Here is a 15,552-nt window from a genome sequence, read left to right as displayed (position 1 = left end):
CCGCGGTCCGCCGTGGTGTAATGGCAGCACGACAGCCTTTGGAGCTGTGAGGTCTAGGTTCGAGTCCTGGCGGCGGAGCATGACTGGGAACACGCTCGCCATCATCATCCTCGCCGCAGGCCAGGGAACGCGCATGCGCTCCCGGCTGCCCAAGGTGCTGCACGAGATCGGCGGGCGCCCGCTCGTCGGCCATGTGCTCACCACGGCGCAGCGGCTCGGGGCCGACCACGTCGAGGTGGTCGTGCGGCACGAGCGCGATCAGGTGGTGTCGGCGCTCGCTCACGACTATCCGGATGCGGTCTTCATCGATCAGGACGAGATCCCCGGCACGGGACGTGCCGTCCAGGTGGCCGTCGACGCGCTCCCGGACGAGTTCGACGGAGACGTCCTCGTGCTGTCCGGCGACTGCCCTCTCGCCGATGCCGACACCCTGCGTGCGTTCCTCGAGGCCCACCGTGCGGGGCAGGCCGGGGCGACACTGATGACGGCCGTCGTCGACGATCCCACCGGGTACGGTCGCGTGATCCGCGACGAATCCGGCGGTGTCGATCGCATCGTGGAGCAGAAGGATGCGAGCGCCGACGAGGCGGCCGTGCGCGAGATCAACGCGGGCATGTACGTCTTCCGGGTCGGCGTGCTGCGCGAGTATCTCCCCACGGTGGGAGTCGACAACGCGCAGAGCGAGATGTACCTCACCGACGTCCCCGGGATGCTCCGGCGCGACGGCAGCCCGGTCGCCGCCTCCGTGGTGACGGACGTCACCGTGACGTACGGCGTGAACGACCGCGCACAGCTCGCCGAGGTCGGGCGGCTGCTCAATCAGCGCATCGTCCGGCGCTGGCAGCTCGAGGGCGTCACCGTGATCGATCCCGCGACCACGTGGATCGATGACGATGCGACGCTGGCGCCCGACGTCACGATCCTGCCGAACACCCACATCCTGCGGGCCACGAAGATCGCGGAGGGCGCCATCATCGGTCCGGACACGACCCTCGTCGACTGCGAGGTGGGGGAGGATGCGATCGTCCGTCGCAGCGACGCCACGCTCGCCGTGATCGGCGCGGAGGCGACGGTGGGGCCGTTCTCGTTCCTCCGCCCCAACACCGTGCTCGGGGCCAGAGGCAAGATCGGCGCGTACGTCGAGACGAAGAACGCCGAGATCGGCGAGGGCAGCAAGGTGCCGCACCTGTCGTACGTCGGCGACGCCACCATCGGGCGCGGGGTCAACCTGGGAGCCAGCACGATCACCGCGAACTACGACGATGTGCACAAGCACCGCACCGTCGTGGAGGACGAGGTGCACACGGGCTCGCACACGACCCTCGTCGCGCCCGTTAGGCTGGGAGCCGGTGCCAAGACGGGCGCCGGCGCCGTCGTCCGCAAGGACGTCCCCGCCGGATCGCTGTCGATGAGCATCGCCCCTCAGCGCAACATCGAGGGGTGGGTCGAGAAGAACAGGGCAGGCACGGGTGCGGCAGACGCCGCCGCCCGATCCCGAGTGGCGGAGTAGGCGAACACGATGGCGCGCAAGAAGAAGACGGTCGATCTGGACCGTGACAACGGCATCGCTCCCGGGCTTGTCGCCAAGACCAAGAAGCGTCTCGTCGTCGCCGGCGGGCGCTCACACCCGCAGCTGGTCGCCGACGTCGCGGCCTCGCTCGGCACCGAGGTCGTGCCGACCGAGCACCGCACCTTCGCGTCCGGCGAGATCTACTCCCGATTCGACGTCTCGATCCGCGGTTGCGATCTCTTCCTCATCCAGACCTTCGGCGAGCCGGTGAACGAGTGGCTCATGGAAGCGCTCATCATGATCGACGCGGCCAAGCGGGCATCCGCCAAGCGCATCACCGTCGTCGCCCCGTACTATCCGTACTCCCGCCAGGACAAGAAGGGACGCGGCCGCGAGCCGATCAGCGCCCGCCTCGTCGCTGACCTGCTGAAGACCGCCGGCGCCGACCGCGTGATGAGCGTCGATCTGCACGCCGCCCAGATCCAGGGCTTCTTCGACGGACCCGTCGACCACCTGTTCGCCAAGCCCGTGCTGCTGGACTATTTCCAGCGCACGCTGAGCGCGGCGGATCGCGAGATCCTCACGGTCGTCTCTCCCGACATGGGCCGCGTGCGCGTCGCCGACACCTGGTCGGACAGCCTCGGCGCACCCCTCGCCATCATCCACAAGCGTCGCGACCCCAAGGTCGCCAACCAGGTCTCCGTGCACGAGATCGTCGGAACCGTCGAGGGACGCACCTGCCTCCTCGTCGACGACATGATCGACACCGGCGGCACGATCGTGAAGGCGGCGCAGGCGCTCAAGGCCGCGGGCGCGCACCGGGTGATCGTCGCCGCGACGCACGCGATCTTCAGCGATCCCGCCTCCGAGCGGCTTCAGGACGCGTCGATCGACGAGGTCGTCATCACCGACACGATCCCGCTCACCGAATCGCGGCGCTGGGACAAGCTCACCATCCTGCCGATCGCCCCGCTCCTGGCCCGCGCGATCCACGAGGTGTTCGAAGACGGTTCCGTCACGAGCATGTTCGGCGGCGACGCGTAGGATCCCCATACCCGGGGCACAGCCCGTGCATAGATGTGATCCCTACGGTCGAGACAACACATCGATCAAGGCCGGAAGGACCATCATGATCCGCACGACTGTACCGACTTCTGTTCGCAAGGGCGCTGCCATCGCCGGCGTCGCGGGGCTCCTCGTCCTCGCAGGGTGCTCGGGCACCGCCGACGCCGAGGACTCGTCCACCGGGACGGGTACGGGCACCACCGCCGAAACCGATGCCCCCTCGAGCGCCGCCTCGACGGGCGACTACGCCGACGGCACCTACACGGCCGACGGCTCGTACCAGACACCCGAGACCGTGGAATCGGTCAGCGTCACCCTCACGATCGCCGACGGCGTCGTGAAGGACGTCAAGGTGACGGGCGACCCGAAGGCCCGCGAGACCGAGCAGTACCAGGGACAGTTCATCAAGGGGATCTCGGATGAGGTCGTGGGCAAGTCGCTCGACGACCTGAAGGTCGACCGCGTCGCCGGCTCCTCGCTCACCAGCGGCGGATTCAACGAGGCCGTCGCGTCGATCAAGGAGCAGGCCGCCGCCTAGGCGCCTGCCCACGGCAATGGCGATCTGGCGTTTCGACGCGATCGGCACCCGCTGGGAGATCGAGACGACCGATGATCTCCAGAGCGACGCGAAGGGCCGGGTCGCCGCCGAGATCGAGCGTTTCGACGCGGAGTGGTCGCGGTTCCGCGCGGATTCCGCGGTCACCAGGGTCGGACGCGAGGGCGGTGGGATCGCCTCTGCGGATGCGGGGGCGATGCTCGACGCGTATCGAGAGCTCGCGCATGCCACAGCGGGAGCGGTGAATCCTCTCGTCGCCGACAGTCTGGCGGCACTGGGATACGACGCCTCGTACTCTCTCGTCGCGAGCGATCCGATCGCCGCTCCCCGCGAGTGGTCGCAGCGGCTGCGGTGGACCCCGCAGACGGTGACCGCCGACGAGCCGGCCCTGCTGGATGTGGGTGCACTCGGCAAGGGACGTCTCGTCGACCTCGTCAGCGGTGTGCTTGCGGATCTGCCGGGCGATCTCGTCATCGACGCGGGGGGCGACATGCGTGCGCGCGGGAACGCCGTGCGCGTCGGCCTCGAGCATCCGTACGATGCGACGAGGGCGATCGGCGTCGTCGAGCTGCAGGACGCCGCACTCTGCGCCTCCGCGGTCAACCGACGAGCGTGGGGCGACGGGCTGCACCACGTGCTCGATGCCCGCACAGGGATGCCCGTGCGGGCGTGGGCGGCCACGTGGGCGATCGCGCCGGACGCCATGCGAGCGGATGCCGTGGCGACCGCGCTGTTCTTCGACGGCGGCCCCGAGCTCGCCGCATCCTGGGGCGTCGAGTGGGTGCGGATGTCCACGGACGGCCGTGCCGAGAGCTCTCCCGACTGCCCCGCCCAGCTTTTCACCGCTCGTTCCTGAGTCCCCGAGAGGGAAGATAAGACCGTGATCACCTTCATCACCTCCGCCCGACAGCGCGTCCTCGCGCTGCTCGGCGGCATCTCGATGTACCGAATGGTGCTGTTCTCCCTCGTCGCGCTCACGGCGATCGCCGTGGTGCTGTCGGCCCTGGGGGTGATCGTGTCGCCCACTCCGCTCGAGATCCTCGTCTCCCTCGTCGTGCTCGCTGTGGTGATCTCCCTGGTCGACGCGGCCGCGCAGCGTATCCTCCGCCGACCGTGGCGTATCGAGTCGTCTCTCGTGACCGCACTGATCCTGCTGTTCGTGCTCCGCCCCGGCATCGAGCCGAGCGCGCTCCTCGGCCTCGCGATCGCCGGAATCGTCGCGAGCCTGTCGAAGTACCTGATCGTGTGGCGGGGCAGGCACATCCTCAATCCGGCCGCGTTCGGCGCATCGGTCGTCTCGATCCTCGGATCCTTCGGCGCCTTCGAGTGGCTGGGAACGTCGTCGTCGTGGTGGGTGGGAACGCCCTCGCTTCTCATCCCGGTCGTCATCCTCGGCCTCGCCGTCCTGTGGCGCACCGAGAAGGTGCGCATCGTCGTGGTCTTCCTGGTGATCGCCGTCGCGGTCTCGGTCCTGCGCCAGGCCGTCCAGGCACAGGAGGCCTCTTTCGCGTTCGACGTGGGCACGGCCCTCTCGTTCGCCGTGCTGCAGTCGCCCTTCCTGTTCCTCGGGGCGTTCATGCTGTCCGAGCCGCTGACCCTGCCGCCGCGTCGCTGGCAGCAGTTCTCGGTGGCGGCGCTGGTGGGTGTTCTCGCCGGCTGGCCGATCGCCGTCGGCACCCTGTTCACTCTCGGACAGGAGCGCGCGCTGCTCATCGGGAACCTGCTCGCGTTCGCCTTCGCCCTGCGCGGATCCGTGAAGCTGGTGCTCGAGAAGAGGCGCTCGGTCACCCCGACCGCGCAGGAGCTCACCTTCCGCGTCGAGGGGCCCGTGAAGTTCCTGCCGGGTCAGTACCTCGAACTCGACGTCCCGCATCGCCGCCCCGACGTGCGCGGCACCCGACGTGAGTTCAGCATCGTCTCGGCGCCCGCCGACCTTCCCACGCTGCGTATCGCCTACAAGCACGGCGATCAGGCGCATCCGTCGAGCTACAAGCGCGCACTGGCCGATGCCGCGCCCGGAGCCGGCCTCGCGGTCACGGGCACCTGGGGCGACTTCCTGCTGCCCCGTGAAGAGACGCCCGTCCTGATGGTCGCCGCGGGGATCGGCGTCACCCCGTTCGTGTCGCAGCTGCGCCAGCTGCAGCTGACCGGGCAGCGACGCGACGTGGTGCTCGTTTACGTGGCGTCGAGCAGCGCGGAGCTCGCGTTCCGCGATGAGCTCGCGGAGACCGGGGCGCGGGTGATCGTGTTCACGCGCGATGAGCCGAGCGATCTGCCCGCGCACTGGAGCTGGGCGCAGGGCGCCCGGCTCGACGCCGCGGGACTCGAGCGTCACGTGCACGATCTCGGAGAGCGGCACTCGTACATCTCCGGTCCGCCACGGCTGATCGCCGACCTCGCCCCGGCTCTCCGCAAGGCGCGGTCTCTGACGACCGACGCGTTCGCCGGGTACTGACGGTCCGAGGTCCCGTCCGGTTCTGTCGCTCACGTCGCGTACCGGATGCAGGATCGGGGCACGTTCGGCGGATGAATCCGAGGGTTCTGGTCCTGCATCCGTGCCGTGGTCCTGCATCCGTGCCGTGGTCCTGCAGACGGTACGTCAGAACCGGGCGGTGAAGCCGAGCGACGACGGTGACGATGGCCTCTGCCACGATCGGCCCGTCGTGCAGGATCATGGGTCGTCGAGTCGCAGCGTCTCGAAAACCTCGCCGGGGCTTCCGCAGTCGCAGCAGCGACTCCTAGGCCGCTGTCGGCGTCGGCCAGAGCCAGGTCGATGAGCCACCGCGCCTTCCGAGGCAGCCGGGAGCGGATCCGTGCGCGACCTGCGCCCTCGACCGGGCGCAGCCGCAGAGCGGATTCCACGGCGGCGAAGAATGCCTCGTCGCCTCGACACGGAGACGTGCCGGGATCCTGCAGACGTGCCGCTTACGGGGAGGTCACTCCGCCGGGGCTCAGCGGGATCCGGACCGTGAAGGTCGTGTCTCCCGGCCGGCTGTCGACGGAGATGTGGCCGCCGTGCCCCTCGACGATCGCCTTGGCGATCGCGAGGCCCAGGCCGGTACCACCGGTCTGGCGGGCACGTGAGCTGTCGCCCCGGGCGAACCGCGCGAACAGCTCCTCCCGCACCGCCGGGTCGATGCCCGGACCGTCATCGTGCACCCGGAGCACCGCCTCGTCGCCCTCGCGACTGACCTTCAGCGTGATCGCCGTGCCGGCAGGCGTGTGCGTACGGGCGTTCGCGAGCAGGTTCGCGACCACCTGGTGCATGCGTCCCGAATCCCCGACGATGACGAGCGGCTCGTCGGGCGCCTCGATGTTCCAGTGGTGGTCGGCGGCCGTCGGCCGGGCATCCGACAGGCCCTCGAGCGCCAGCTGTGTGAGGTCGACCGTGCCGTACACGAGTTCGCGGCCCTCGTCGAGACGAGCGAGCAGCAGCAGATCCTCGACGAGCCGGGTCATCCGCAGCGATTGCGCCTGGATGCGTTCGAGCGAGGTGGTCGTGCTCTCGATCGCCGCCTCCCCGGCCTGCTGCTTGAGTGCGCGCAGCGAGAGCTCCGAGTACCCGCGGATCGACGAGAGCGGTGTGCGCAGCTCGTGGCTGGCGTCGGCGACGAACCGGCGCATCCGCTCCTCGTTCTTCTGACGCGAGGCGAGCGAGTCGTTGACGTGGTCGAGCAGGGTGTTGAGCGAGGCGCCCACGAGGCCGGTCTCAGTACGCGGGTCCGCTTCGGCGGCGGGCACGCGCTCGGTGATCTCGACCTCACCGCGATCGAGCGGCTGGTTCGCGACGCGGGTGGCCGTCGCCGCGACCGCCCGCAGAGGCCTCAGGCCGACCCTGATCGTGATCGCGGTGGTGAGGGCGAGCAGGATCAGTCCGCCGATCGTGGCCAGGGCGATCACCGTGAGCAGCGTCGCCAGCTGATTCTGGATCTCGTTGCGGGGGAGACCGGTCACCACGGTGACCCCGTTCGGCGCCTGCTTCACGACCACCAGGTACGAGCCGAAGTCCTCGAGCGTCACCGTGGCCTGCGGTCGACCGCCGAGCGCGGCGTCCATGCGAGCGAGATCGGCCGCGGTCAGCGTCTGCGACACCCCGCTCCACTGTCCCTTGGTGTCGGGGAAGACCACGCCGCCGGTGCCGTTCTCCGGGCTCGACACCGCGAGCAGGATCCCCGGCACGGCGTTCGTGGCGTCGAGCAGGGAGTCGATGCTCGCATACTGCTCGGGGACGTTGCTCGCCCACTTCGCCACCTGCACGGCATAGCCGTCCAGGCGGTCTTCGAGTTGCCGTTCCAGGGTGCCCCCGACGAGGGCGCTGGTGATCACGGCCACGATCACGAGGATGAGCGAGACGAACCCGATCACGGCTGTCATCAGCCGGGTCTGCAGGCTCATCGGACGATTCGTCATCCCCGTGCTGCTCACTGCGGCGCCTTGATCATGTAGCCGACACCGCGGACGGTGTGCAGCAGCGGGGTGCGGCCCGCGTCGATCTTCTTGCGCAGGTACGAGATGTACAGCTCGACGACCGACGACTTGCCGCCGAAGTCGTAGCTCCAGACCCGATCGAGGATCTGCGCCTTCGACAGCACCCGTCGCTCGTTGCGCATCAGGTAGCGCAGCAGCTCGAACTCGGTGGCGGTGAGCTCGATCTCGGTGCCGTCGCGCACGACCTCGTGGCTGTCCTCGTTGAGCGTGAGGTCGGCCACCCGGAGGATCGACTGCCCCTCGTCGGCCATCGCATGCCCGGTGCGGCGGATGATGGCACGCAGCCGTGCGATCACCTCCTCCAGGCTGAAGGGCTTGGTGACGTAGTCGTCGCCACCGGCGGTGAGGCCCGCGACGCGGTCGCCGACGGCATCCTTCGCGGTGAGGAAGAGCACAGGGACCAGGCTGCCGGACTCGCGGAGCCGGCGCAGCACAGCCATCCCGTCGAGGTCGGGCATCATGATGTCGAGCACCAGGGCATCCGGTTCGAACTCGCGCGCGACCTGCAGGGCCTCGAGGCCGGAGGATGCGGTGCGCACCTCCCAGCCCTCCATCCGCAGCGCCATCGCGAGCAGATCGGTGAGCATCTGCTCGTCATCGACGGCGAGGATACGCAGCGGGGAGCCGTCGGGACGGTGCAGTTCGGGGAGATCGGTGCTCATGAGTACATCCTGCGGAATCAGCTATGGGTTTTCTATGGAGTCCGTTATGCGTCTGCTGTGAGGTCCGGAGCATCGGCGACCTCAGGGACGACGCGTGAAGACGACGAAGGCCCCGGCGTTCCCGCCGGGGCCTTCGTTCTGTCGCAGACGCGATCAGTGCGTGTCTTCCGCCTCGATCTCGGTGCGGTCGCCCGACCACTGCGTGTGGAAGGTTCCCGGCTTGTCGATGCGCTTGTACGTGTGCGCGCCGAAGAAGTCGCGCTGGCCCTGCACGAGCGCGGCCGGAAGGCGGTCGGCGCGGATGCCGTCGTAGTACGACAGCGACGACGAGAACGCCGGAGCGGGGATGCCGGCCTCGGCCGCGGCGATGACGACACGGCGCCACGACGCCTGTGCGCGCGTGATGGCCTCGGTGAAGTACGGGGCGGTCAGCAGGACCGGGAGGCCGGGCTCAGCCTGGTAGGCGTCGGCGATGCGGTTGAGGAACTGGGCACGGATGATGCAGCCGCCGCGCCAGATCTTCGAGATCGCGCCGAGGTCGATCTTCCAGTCGTACTCTGCCGCGCCGGCTCGGATCTCGTCGAAGCCTTGCGAGTACGCGACGATCTTCGACGCGTAGAGCGCCAGGCGTACGTCCTCGATGAAGGACTCGGTGTCCTCGACCGTGAACTCGTCTTCGGGGCCGGGCAGGTCGCCCGACACCGCACGCTGCTCGGGGTGCGACGAGAGCGAGCGGGCGAAGGTCGCCTCCGCGATGCCGGAGACGGGCACGCCGAGCGACAGGGCGGTCTGCACCGTCCACGCGCCGGTGCCCTTGGCGCCGGCCTGGTCGAGGATCACGTCGACGAGCGGCTGGCCGGTCTCGGCATCGACCTGGCGGAGCACCTCGGCGGTGATCTCGATCAGGTACGACTCGAGCTCGCCCGTGTTCCACTCGGCGAAGATCTCGGCGATCTCGGCGGGGGACTTGCCGGTGCCGCGGCGGATGAGGTCATAGGCCTCGGCGATCAGCTGCATGTCGGCGTACTCGATGCCGTTGTGCACCATCTTCACGAAGTGGCCGGCACCGTCGTGTCCGACGTGCGTGACACAGGGCTCGCCCTCGGCGACGGCGGCGATCGACTTCAGGATCGGCCCGAGGGTGACCCACGACTCATCCGAACCGCCGGGCATGATCGACGGGCCGAGCAGTGCGCCCTCCTCGCCGCCGGAGATGCCGGCGCCGACGAAGTTGATGCCGGTCTCGCGCACGGCCTTCTCGCGACGGATCGTGTCGGGGAAGTAGGCGTTGCCGCCGTCGACGATGATGTCGCCCGGCTCGAAGACCTCGACGAGGGAGTCGATCACGGCGTCGGTCGGCCTGCCGGCCTTCACCATGATGATCGCGGTGCGCGGCTTCTGGAGGCTGTCGGCGAACTCCCGGTAAGTCGCGGCCGGCACGAACTCGGCTTCAGGATGCTCGGAGAGGAGCGTCTCGGTCTTCTCGTAGCTGCGGTTGAAGATCGCCACCGTGTTGCCCTCGCGGCTGGCGAGGTTGCGGGCGAGGTTCGACCCCATGACGGCGAGTCCGACGACTCCGATGTTCGCTGATGCTTCGGGCACAGAAGGCTCCTAGATCGAGAAGAGAGGGATGAGTCCAGATTATCGCGGCGCCGGGGGAGAGGCTCCCGTGTGTCGCCGCCCTCGCCCTCAGTCCTTGCGGTAGCCGGAGCGTCCGAGCGAGAACAGCGCGGCGAAGGTGAAGCCCGCGGCGCACACCGTCATCGCGCCGATGAGCCAGGCGATCGCGTGAGAGAAGAAGACGCCGTCGAGCATGAGTGAGACTCCGTGATCTGCAGAGGGGAAATCGGTGTTCTCAGCCTATCGGCTCATCCGGTACCATGAGAGGAGTACCTCGGCGAGGGATGCTTCTGCGCGTGCGCTGGCATCCGTTATCGACGCGGCGAAGCAAGCCGGTGGCTTTCCTCACGTGTCTGCGTTCGAGAACAATTCCAAGACCACCGCGCGGCTCTCGCTGCGTGTCCCGAAGGAGAACCCCATGTCTGAAGACACCAAGGTCGTCGCCGAGCTCCGCGAGAGCTTCGGCAAGGGCTTCGCCCGCCGTCTGCGCGCAGCCGGAAAGATCCCCGCCGTCATCTACGGTCACGGCACCGAGCCCGTGCACGTCGCACTGCCCGGCCACCAGGTCTCGCTGATCATCCGTCGCGCCAACGCGCTCCTCGAGCTCGACATCGAGGGCAAGGGCCAGCTCGCACTGGTCAAGGACGTCCAGCGCGACCCGGTGCACCAGATCATCGAGCACATCGACCTGCTCGTCGTGAAGAAGGGCGAGAAGGTCACGATCGACGTCCCGCTCGTCGTCACCGGCGAGACGTTCCCCGGCACGATCGCCAACCTCGACGCGACCACGCTGTCGATCGAGGCCGAGGCGACGCACATCCCGCAGAACGTCGAGGTCTCCGTCGAGGGACTCGAAGAGGGCGCGCACATCACCGCCGCCGACGTCAAGCTGCCCAAGGGCTCAACGCTGCTGACCGACCCCGAGACGCTCGTCGTCGCGGTCTCCGTGCCGGTGCTCGACCTCGAGACCGACACCACCGCCGAGGAGCCCGCCGAGGGCGAGACCGAGGAAGAGGCCGCGCAGGAGGACGCCGCGGAGTGATCTCCGCAGGCGCAGCCCACGGCTGACTGCTTCACAGAGGGGGCGCGAGCAGATCGCGCCCCCTCTGTCGTATCCTGACCCGGGCGCCGCACAGGGCCCACCCCCGAGAGGACGACGACATGGCATCCACCTGGCTCGTGGTGGGGCTCGGCAACCCCGGCCCGCGATACGAGGCGACCCGGCACAATGTGGGTCAGATGGTGATCGACGAGCTCGCTGCGCGGCGTGGCGAGACCTTCCGCGAGCACAAGGGCGGCGCGCGCGTCGTGGAGACGTGGCTCCGTCCGGGCGGAGACAAGCTGGTGCTCGCGAAACCGAACACGTTCATGAACGTCTCGGGCACTCCGGTCGCAGCCCTCGCGCGCTTCTACTCGGTGCCTCCCGAGCAGATCATCGTGATCCATGACGAGCTCGACATCCCGTTCGACACGGTCAAGCTCAAGACAGGCGGCGGACACGGCGGGCACAACGGCGTGCGCGACATCGCGCGAGCGATCACCACGCCCGATTTCCCGCGCGTGCGGGTGGGGATCGGTCGGCCCGTCGGACGGCAGGATCCCGCGGACTGGGTGCTCTCGCCATTCGGCAAGGATGAACGCGCGAACCTGCCGATCCTCGTCTCCGACGCGGCGGATGCCGTCGAACTCCTGGTCGCCGAGGGGCTCCTCGCCGCGCAGCAGAAGCACCACGCCCCGCGCTGAGCGCGGGTGCACGCCCGGAGGCGCACGGCGGTCAGGGCGGTCAGGGCAGGAAGCCCGCGGCGGTTCCCGTCGATACGGTCACGAGCACGACGACCCAGAAGATGATGGGGCCCAGTACGGCGACCACCAGGGCCGCGATCCCGGCGCCACGCCCCTGCTTCTTGCGGATGGCGAGGATGCCGATCACGATCGCCGCGATCCCGAGGATCGTGCCCGTCCAGAACGACACCTCCGCCCACAGCACCTGGTCGCGGGCGGGGGAGAGGACCGAGAGGAAGTCGGGCGAGGTGGTGTCCAGCCCGCCGGGGATGCGGCGGCCGATCTCGAACCCCGCGATGCCGGCCACGATGGGCGTGACGACGGCCGCCACGATCGACAGGATCAGGGCGCTGAAGCCGAGGCCCCCGGACTTCTTCGGCTCCGTGGCGGGCGGCTGGTAGGAGCCCGCGGGGGACTGGTAGCCGCCCACCGGCACCTGATAGGTGCCGGGAGGGCTGGCCTGGTAGACGGGAGCACCCGCGGGCGCCTGGTACGGCTGCGCGGTGGGGGCCGACGGTGCCGACTGCGGATACGCCGGAGGCGCGGGCGGAGCCGGCTGGTACGCGGGAGGCGCGGGTGGAGCCGGCTGATACACCGGAGGCGCGGGTGGTACGGGGGGAGGAACGGCGCCGGACGGGGGCAGCTGCGGGTCAGTCACGCCCCCATCCTATGGCGCAGCGTGTCAGATGCGACGGAGCAGTCCCACCCGGTCGTACACCGCTCCGAGAGTGGCGTCGGCGACGGCATCCGCCTTGGCGGCGTTCGCGGCGAGGATGCGGTCGAGCTCCGCGGGATCGTCGAGGAGCTCCAGCGCGCGCGTGCGCACGGGGGCGAACTCGTCGACGACGACCTCGGCCAGACCCTTCTTGAAGTCGCCGTAGCCCCGGCCCGCGTACTCGTCTTCGATCGACCCGACCTGGCGGCCGGTGAGGGCGGAGTAGATCGTCAGCAGGTTGGAGACTCCGGGCTTGTTCTCGCGGTCGAAGCGCACCGACCCCTCGGTGTCGGTCACCGCGCGCATGATCTTCTTCGCCGACTTGGCGGGGTCGTCGAGCATCCACAGCACGCCGGCGTCGCTCTCCGCCGACTTCGACATCTTCGAGGTGGGGTTCTGCAGGTCGTAGATGCGCGCCGTGTCCTTCTGGATCACCGGACGCGGCACGACGAAGGTCTTGCCGAAGCGCGAGTTGAAGCGCTCGGCGAGGTCACGGGTGAGCTCGACGTGCTGCTTCTGGTCGTCTCCGACCGGCACCACATCGGTCTGGTAGAGCAGGATGTCGGCCGCCATCAGCACGGGGTAGGTGAACAGGCCCACGCTCGTGGCGTCGGCGCCCTGACGCGCCGACTTGTCTTTGAACTGGGTCATGCGTCCGGCCTCGCCGAAGCCGGTGATGGTGGACAGGATCCACGCGAGCTCTGCGTGCGCGCGGACGTGCGACTGCACGTACAGCGTCGACAGCGACGGCTCGATGCCGGCAGCGATGTACTGCGCCGCCGTCCGACGCGTCTTCTCACGCAGCTCGGCCGGGTTCTGCGCGACGGTGATGGCGTGCAGGTCGACGACCGAGAAGAACGCGTCGTTGGTGGTCTGCAGCTCCCGCCACTGCAGGAGCGCTCCGATGTAGTTGCCGATCTGGAGGGAGTCGGCGGAGGGCTGCATTCCTGAGTACAGGCGAGGTTTCGTCACAGCATCAATCCTATGGGGATGCCGGCGTCGGCAGAGTCCGCACGCTCAGTAGGTGTAGTCGACCACGACGGGCGCATGGTCGCTCCAGCGCTGGTCGTAGGCGTCGGCCCGAGCCACGTGGTACGCGGTGACCCGCTCGGCGAGGGCCGGGGTGGCCAGGTGATAGTCGATCCGCCAGCCGGAATCGTTGTCGAAGGCCTGCCCGCGCATCGACCACCAGGTGTAGGGGCCCTCGACCTCTCCGTGGAAGGTGCGCCCGACGTCGACCCAGCCGAGGCCCTGGCCGGTGGTGCCGTCGACGCCCTCGACGGTGTCGCCCGCCGCGCCGAGGAAGCGGTCGAAGTACGCCCGCTCGCGGGGGAGGAAGCCCGCCTTCTTGCGGTTGCCTCGCCAGTTCTTGATGTCGAGCTCGCGGTGGCCGACGTTCAGATCGCCCGTCACGAGAGCGAGCGGACGGTCGCCCTCACCGAGCTCGGCGAGACGCACGCCGAAGGCGTCGAGGAACTTCCACTTCTCGTCCTGCTTCGGGGTGTCGGCCTCGCCGCTGTGGACGTAGGCGCTGACCACGGTCAGAGGGCGATCGCCGATCAGGAAGTCGGCTTCGATCCAGCGACCCTTCGAGTCGAAGTCCGCATCGCCGAAGTCCGTCCGTGTCGCGAGGGCAGGGGTGCGGCTCGCGATCGCCACACCGGCTCGGCCCTTCGCCGTCGCCTCGTCGTGCACGAACGTCCACCCGGGGAGAGCCGCCTCGAGGTGTTCGTCCTGCCCTCGGACTTCTTGCAGAGTGAGGATGTCGACGTCGGCGGTGTCGAGCCAGGAGGCCATGCCGTTGCGAGCCGCCGCTCGGATCCCGTTGACATTGACCGAGGCGATACGCAGATGAGGCATACCGACAAGCCTAACGAGGGGGTCCGACATCGGGAGACGTGCGCCCCGGCTCCGCCAGGAGGCGCTGGACGAGCGGCGATGCCGTCTCCGGCGGAGGGGGAGCGGACGCCTCGAGCGCGTGCAGATCGTCTTCGGCCGCGCGCAGTGCGCGTCGCGCCGCGAAGGCGCGGAACCAGGGCGCCTCGTCGGCGGCGGCACGGGCGTCCCGCACGCGTATACGCGCCGCGCGCAGCAGCGTCCGGTGCTCGGCCACCCGCCGCTCCGCCTCGGACTGATGCATCAGCGGCAGATCGCGATCCTGCGCGGCGACCGCGATCCACGAGGACGCCACCAGCATCACGACGCCGTTGATCCGGAACCAGAGCAGCAGGCCGATGAAGATCGCGAACGTCGCGAGGAGGGGATTCGAGGGGGTGTAGCTCAGCAGGAATCCCACCCCGAACTGCAGCACGGTCATCGCGCCTCCACCGAGCAGCGCACCGGGCCAGATCACGACCCAGTCGAGCGAGGTCCCCGTCAGGAAGCGCACCATCGCGGCGAGCGCGCTCGAGAGCAGGATGAAGGAGAAGAGGATCGTGCCGATGCGGATGCTGATCTCCCAGCCCGTCGATCCGGAATCCCAGCCGACGAGGCCGAGGATCCAGGTCAGCGCGGCCGCGCTGGCGGAGCTGAGGACGGAGCCCGCGATCAGGGCGATCCCGAAGAGCAGCGCGGCCAGCAGATCCCGTGCCTTCAGGAGGACGTAGCTGCGCAGATCCGGCGGCAGCCCGAAGATGTCCCTCGTCGCCCGTCGGGAGAAGGTGACCCAGCCGATGGCGGTCCAGATGACGGTGCCGAGGGCGATCAGACCCGTCACGCTCAGCACGCCGGTGGTGTTCGCCGCGATCTCCCGCACCTGCGCCGGGGTGAACACGCCCCCCTCGTCGCGGATCAGGTTGGGGACGTACCCGTTCACGAGGGCGATCACGCCGTCGACCGCCTCAGAGCTGCCGCCGAGCCACAGCCCGGTGACGGCGAACGCCAGGTAGATCGCCGCGAAGATCGCGAACAGTGCCTGATAGCTCACCCCTGCCGCGAGGAGGAACCCGTTGTGCTGCAGGAAGTGCCGCCACACCCGCACGGGGAACAGCGCGAGGGTGCGCTGCGTCAGGGCGGTGGCCCGCTCGACCGCAGCGTCGACACGACCGGAGCCCGTGGCACCTCGATCACGATCAGACACGTCTTCACCCTATCCACGCGACGCGTAAGGGCGGGCGCCCGACCGGGCGCCCGCCCTTTCGCTGCGTACGAGTCG

The 15,552-nt window shown here is 69.1% G+C and carries 15 protein-coding genes and 1 tRNA gene; 8 read left to right on the top strand and 8 right to left on the bottom strand.

Annotated features, from left to right (window positions below):
- Positions 1 to 6: 6 nt before the first annotated feature.
- The 6 genes from FQ142_RS16795 to FQ142_RS16770 all read left to right on the top strand — a co-directional run bounded on the left by FQ142_RS16795 (position 7) and on the right by FQ142_RS16770 (position 5,586).
- Positions 7 to 78 (top strand) — tRNA-Gln (locus tag FQ142_RS16795).
- A gap of 1 nt (position 79) precedes the next feature.
- On the top strand, positions 80 to 1,510 hold the full coding sequence (gene glmU, locus FQ142_RS16790) for a bifunctional UDP-N-acetylglucosamine diphosphorylase/glucosamine-1-phosphate N-acetyltransferase GlmU (protein ID WP_149424242.1): 1,431 nt from the start codon (positions 80 to 82) through the stop codon (positions 1,508 to 1,510).
- 9 nt (positions 1,511 to 1,519) lie between these two features.
- Positions 1,520 to 2,554, top strand: a complete 1,035-nt coding sequence (locus tag FQ142_RS16785) for a ribose-phosphate diphosphokinase (protein WP_149424241.1) — start codon at positions 1,520 to 1,522, stop codon at positions 2,552 to 2,554.
- An 85-nt stretch (positions 2,555 to 2,639) separates the two neighbouring features.
- Positions 2,640 to 3,113 carry an FMN-binding protein gene (locus FQ142_RS16780; RefSeq protein WP_149424240.1) on the top strand — a complete coding sequence of 158 codons (474 nt, stop codon included), beginning with the start codon at positions 2,640 to 2,642 and terminating at the stop codon, positions 3,111 to 3,113.
- A 16-nt stretch (positions 3,114 to 3,129) separates the two neighbouring features.
- A complete protein-coding gene (locus FQ142_RS16775; RefSeq protein ID WP_149424239.1) occupies positions 3,130 to 3,987 on the top strand; it encodes an FAD:protein FMN transferase in 858 nt (285 codons plus the stop codon).
- Positions 3,988 to 4,071: 84 nt separating this feature from the next.
- The gene (locus FQ142_RS16770; protein ID WP_301285567.1) at positions 4,072 to 5,586 is read left to right on the top strand and encodes a flavodoxin reductase; all 1,515 of its coding nucleotides are present in this window, start codon (positions 4,072 to 4,074) and stop codon (positions 5,584 to 5,586) included.
- A 470-nt stretch (positions 5,587 to 6,056) separates the two neighbouring features.
- On the opposite strand, the gene FQ142_RS16765 is transcribed toward FQ142_RS16770, so the two are convergent.
- The 4 genes from FQ142_RS16765 to FQ142_RS17705 all read right to left on the bottom strand — a co-directional run bounded on the left by FQ142_RS16765 (position 6,057) and on the right by FQ142_RS17705 (position 10,096).
- Positions 6,057 to 7,526, bottom strand: a complete 1,470-nt coding sequence (locus FQ142_RS16765) for a sensor histidine kinase (protein WP_149424237.1) — start codon at positions 7,524 to 7,526, stop codon at positions 6,057 to 6,059.
- A 26-nt stretch (positions 7,527 to 7,552) separates the two neighbouring features.
- Positions 7,553 to 8,281 (bottom strand): response regulator transcription factor, encoded by a 729-nt coding sequence (locus tag FQ142_RS16760; protein ID WP_056420864.1) that lies wholly within the window; start codon positions 8,279 to 8,281, stop codon positions 7,553 to 7,555.
- A gap of 153 nt (positions 8,282 to 8,434) precedes the next feature.
- The gene (gene gndA, locus FQ142_RS16755) at positions 8,435 to 9,883 is read right to left on the bottom strand and encodes an NADP-dependent phosphogluconate dehydrogenase (RefSeq protein ID WP_149424236.1); all 1,449 of its coding nucleotides are present in this window, start codon (positions 9,881 to 9,883) and stop codon (positions 8,435 to 8,437) included.
- 87 nt (positions 9,884 to 9,970) lie between these two features.
- Complete coding sequence (locus tag FQ142_RS17705) at positions 9,971 to 10,096, bottom strand: hypothetical protein (RefSeq protein ID WP_256381367.1); 126 nt, start codon at positions 10,094 to 10,096, stop codon at positions 9,971 to 9,973.
- A gap of 223 nt (positions 10,097 to 10,319) precedes the next feature.
- Here FQ142_RS17705 and FQ142_RS16750 point away from each other — a divergent pair, with 223 nt between their 5' ends.
- Together FQ142_RS16750 and pth are read left to right on the top strand one after the other, a co-directional pair.
- Complete coding sequence (locus FQ142_RS16750) at positions 10,320 to 10,943, top strand: 50S ribosomal protein L25/general stress protein Ctc (RefSeq protein ID WP_056421182.1); 624 nt, start codon at positions 10,320 to 10,322, stop codon at positions 10,941 to 10,943.
- Positions 10,944 to 11,062: 119 nt separating this feature from the next.
- Positions 11,063 to 11,644, top strand: coding sequence for an aminoacyl-tRNA hydrolase (gene pth / locus FQ142_RS16745; protein WP_056420867.1), 582 nt, complete (start codon positions 11,063 to 11,065; stop codon positions 11,642 to 11,644).
- A gap of 40 nt (positions 11,645 to 11,684) precedes the next feature.
- Here pth and FQ142_RS16740 read toward each other — a convergent pair whose 3' ends face one another.
- The 4 genes from FQ142_RS16740 to FQ142_RS16720 are packed head-to-tail and all read right to left on the bottom strand — an operon-like array spanning position 11,685 to position 15,477.
- Complete coding sequence (locus tag FQ142_RS16740) at positions 11,685 to 12,341, bottom strand: hypothetical protein (RefSeq protein ID WP_262492187.1); 657 nt, start codon at positions 12,339 to 12,341, stop codon at positions 11,685 to 11,687.
- A gap of 24 nt (positions 12,342 to 12,365) precedes the next feature.
- Positions 12,366 to 13,370 (bottom strand): tryptophan--tRNA ligase, encoded by a 1,005-nt coding sequence (trpS, locus tag FQ142_RS16730; protein WP_082539507.1) that lies wholly within the window; start codon positions 13,368 to 13,370, stop codon positions 12,366 to 12,368.
- A 45-nt stretch (positions 13,371 to 13,415) separates the two neighbouring features.
- Entirely contained in the window at positions 13,416 to 14,258 is an 843-nt protein-coding gene (locus FQ142_RS16725; protein ID WP_188042461.1) for an exodeoxyribonuclease III, read from the bottom strand.
- Positions 14,259 to 14,268: 10 nt separating this feature from the next.
- Positions 14,269 to 15,477 carry a YihY/virulence factor BrkB family protein gene (locus FQ142_RS16720; RefSeq protein WP_149424234.1) on the bottom strand — a complete coding sequence of 403 codons (1,209 nt, stop codon included), beginning with the start codon at positions 15,475 to 15,477 and terminating at the stop codon, positions 14,269 to 14,271.
- Positions 15,478 to 15,552 lie beyond the last annotated feature (75 nt).

Origin of the sequence: Microbacterium sp. ANT_H45B, assembly GCF_008369345.1 — a bacterium.
Lineage (GTDB): Bacteria > Actinomycetota > Actinomycetes > Actinomycetales > Microbacteriaceae > Microbacterium.
This window is presented reverse-complemented; position numbering and strand designations above follow the sequence as displayed.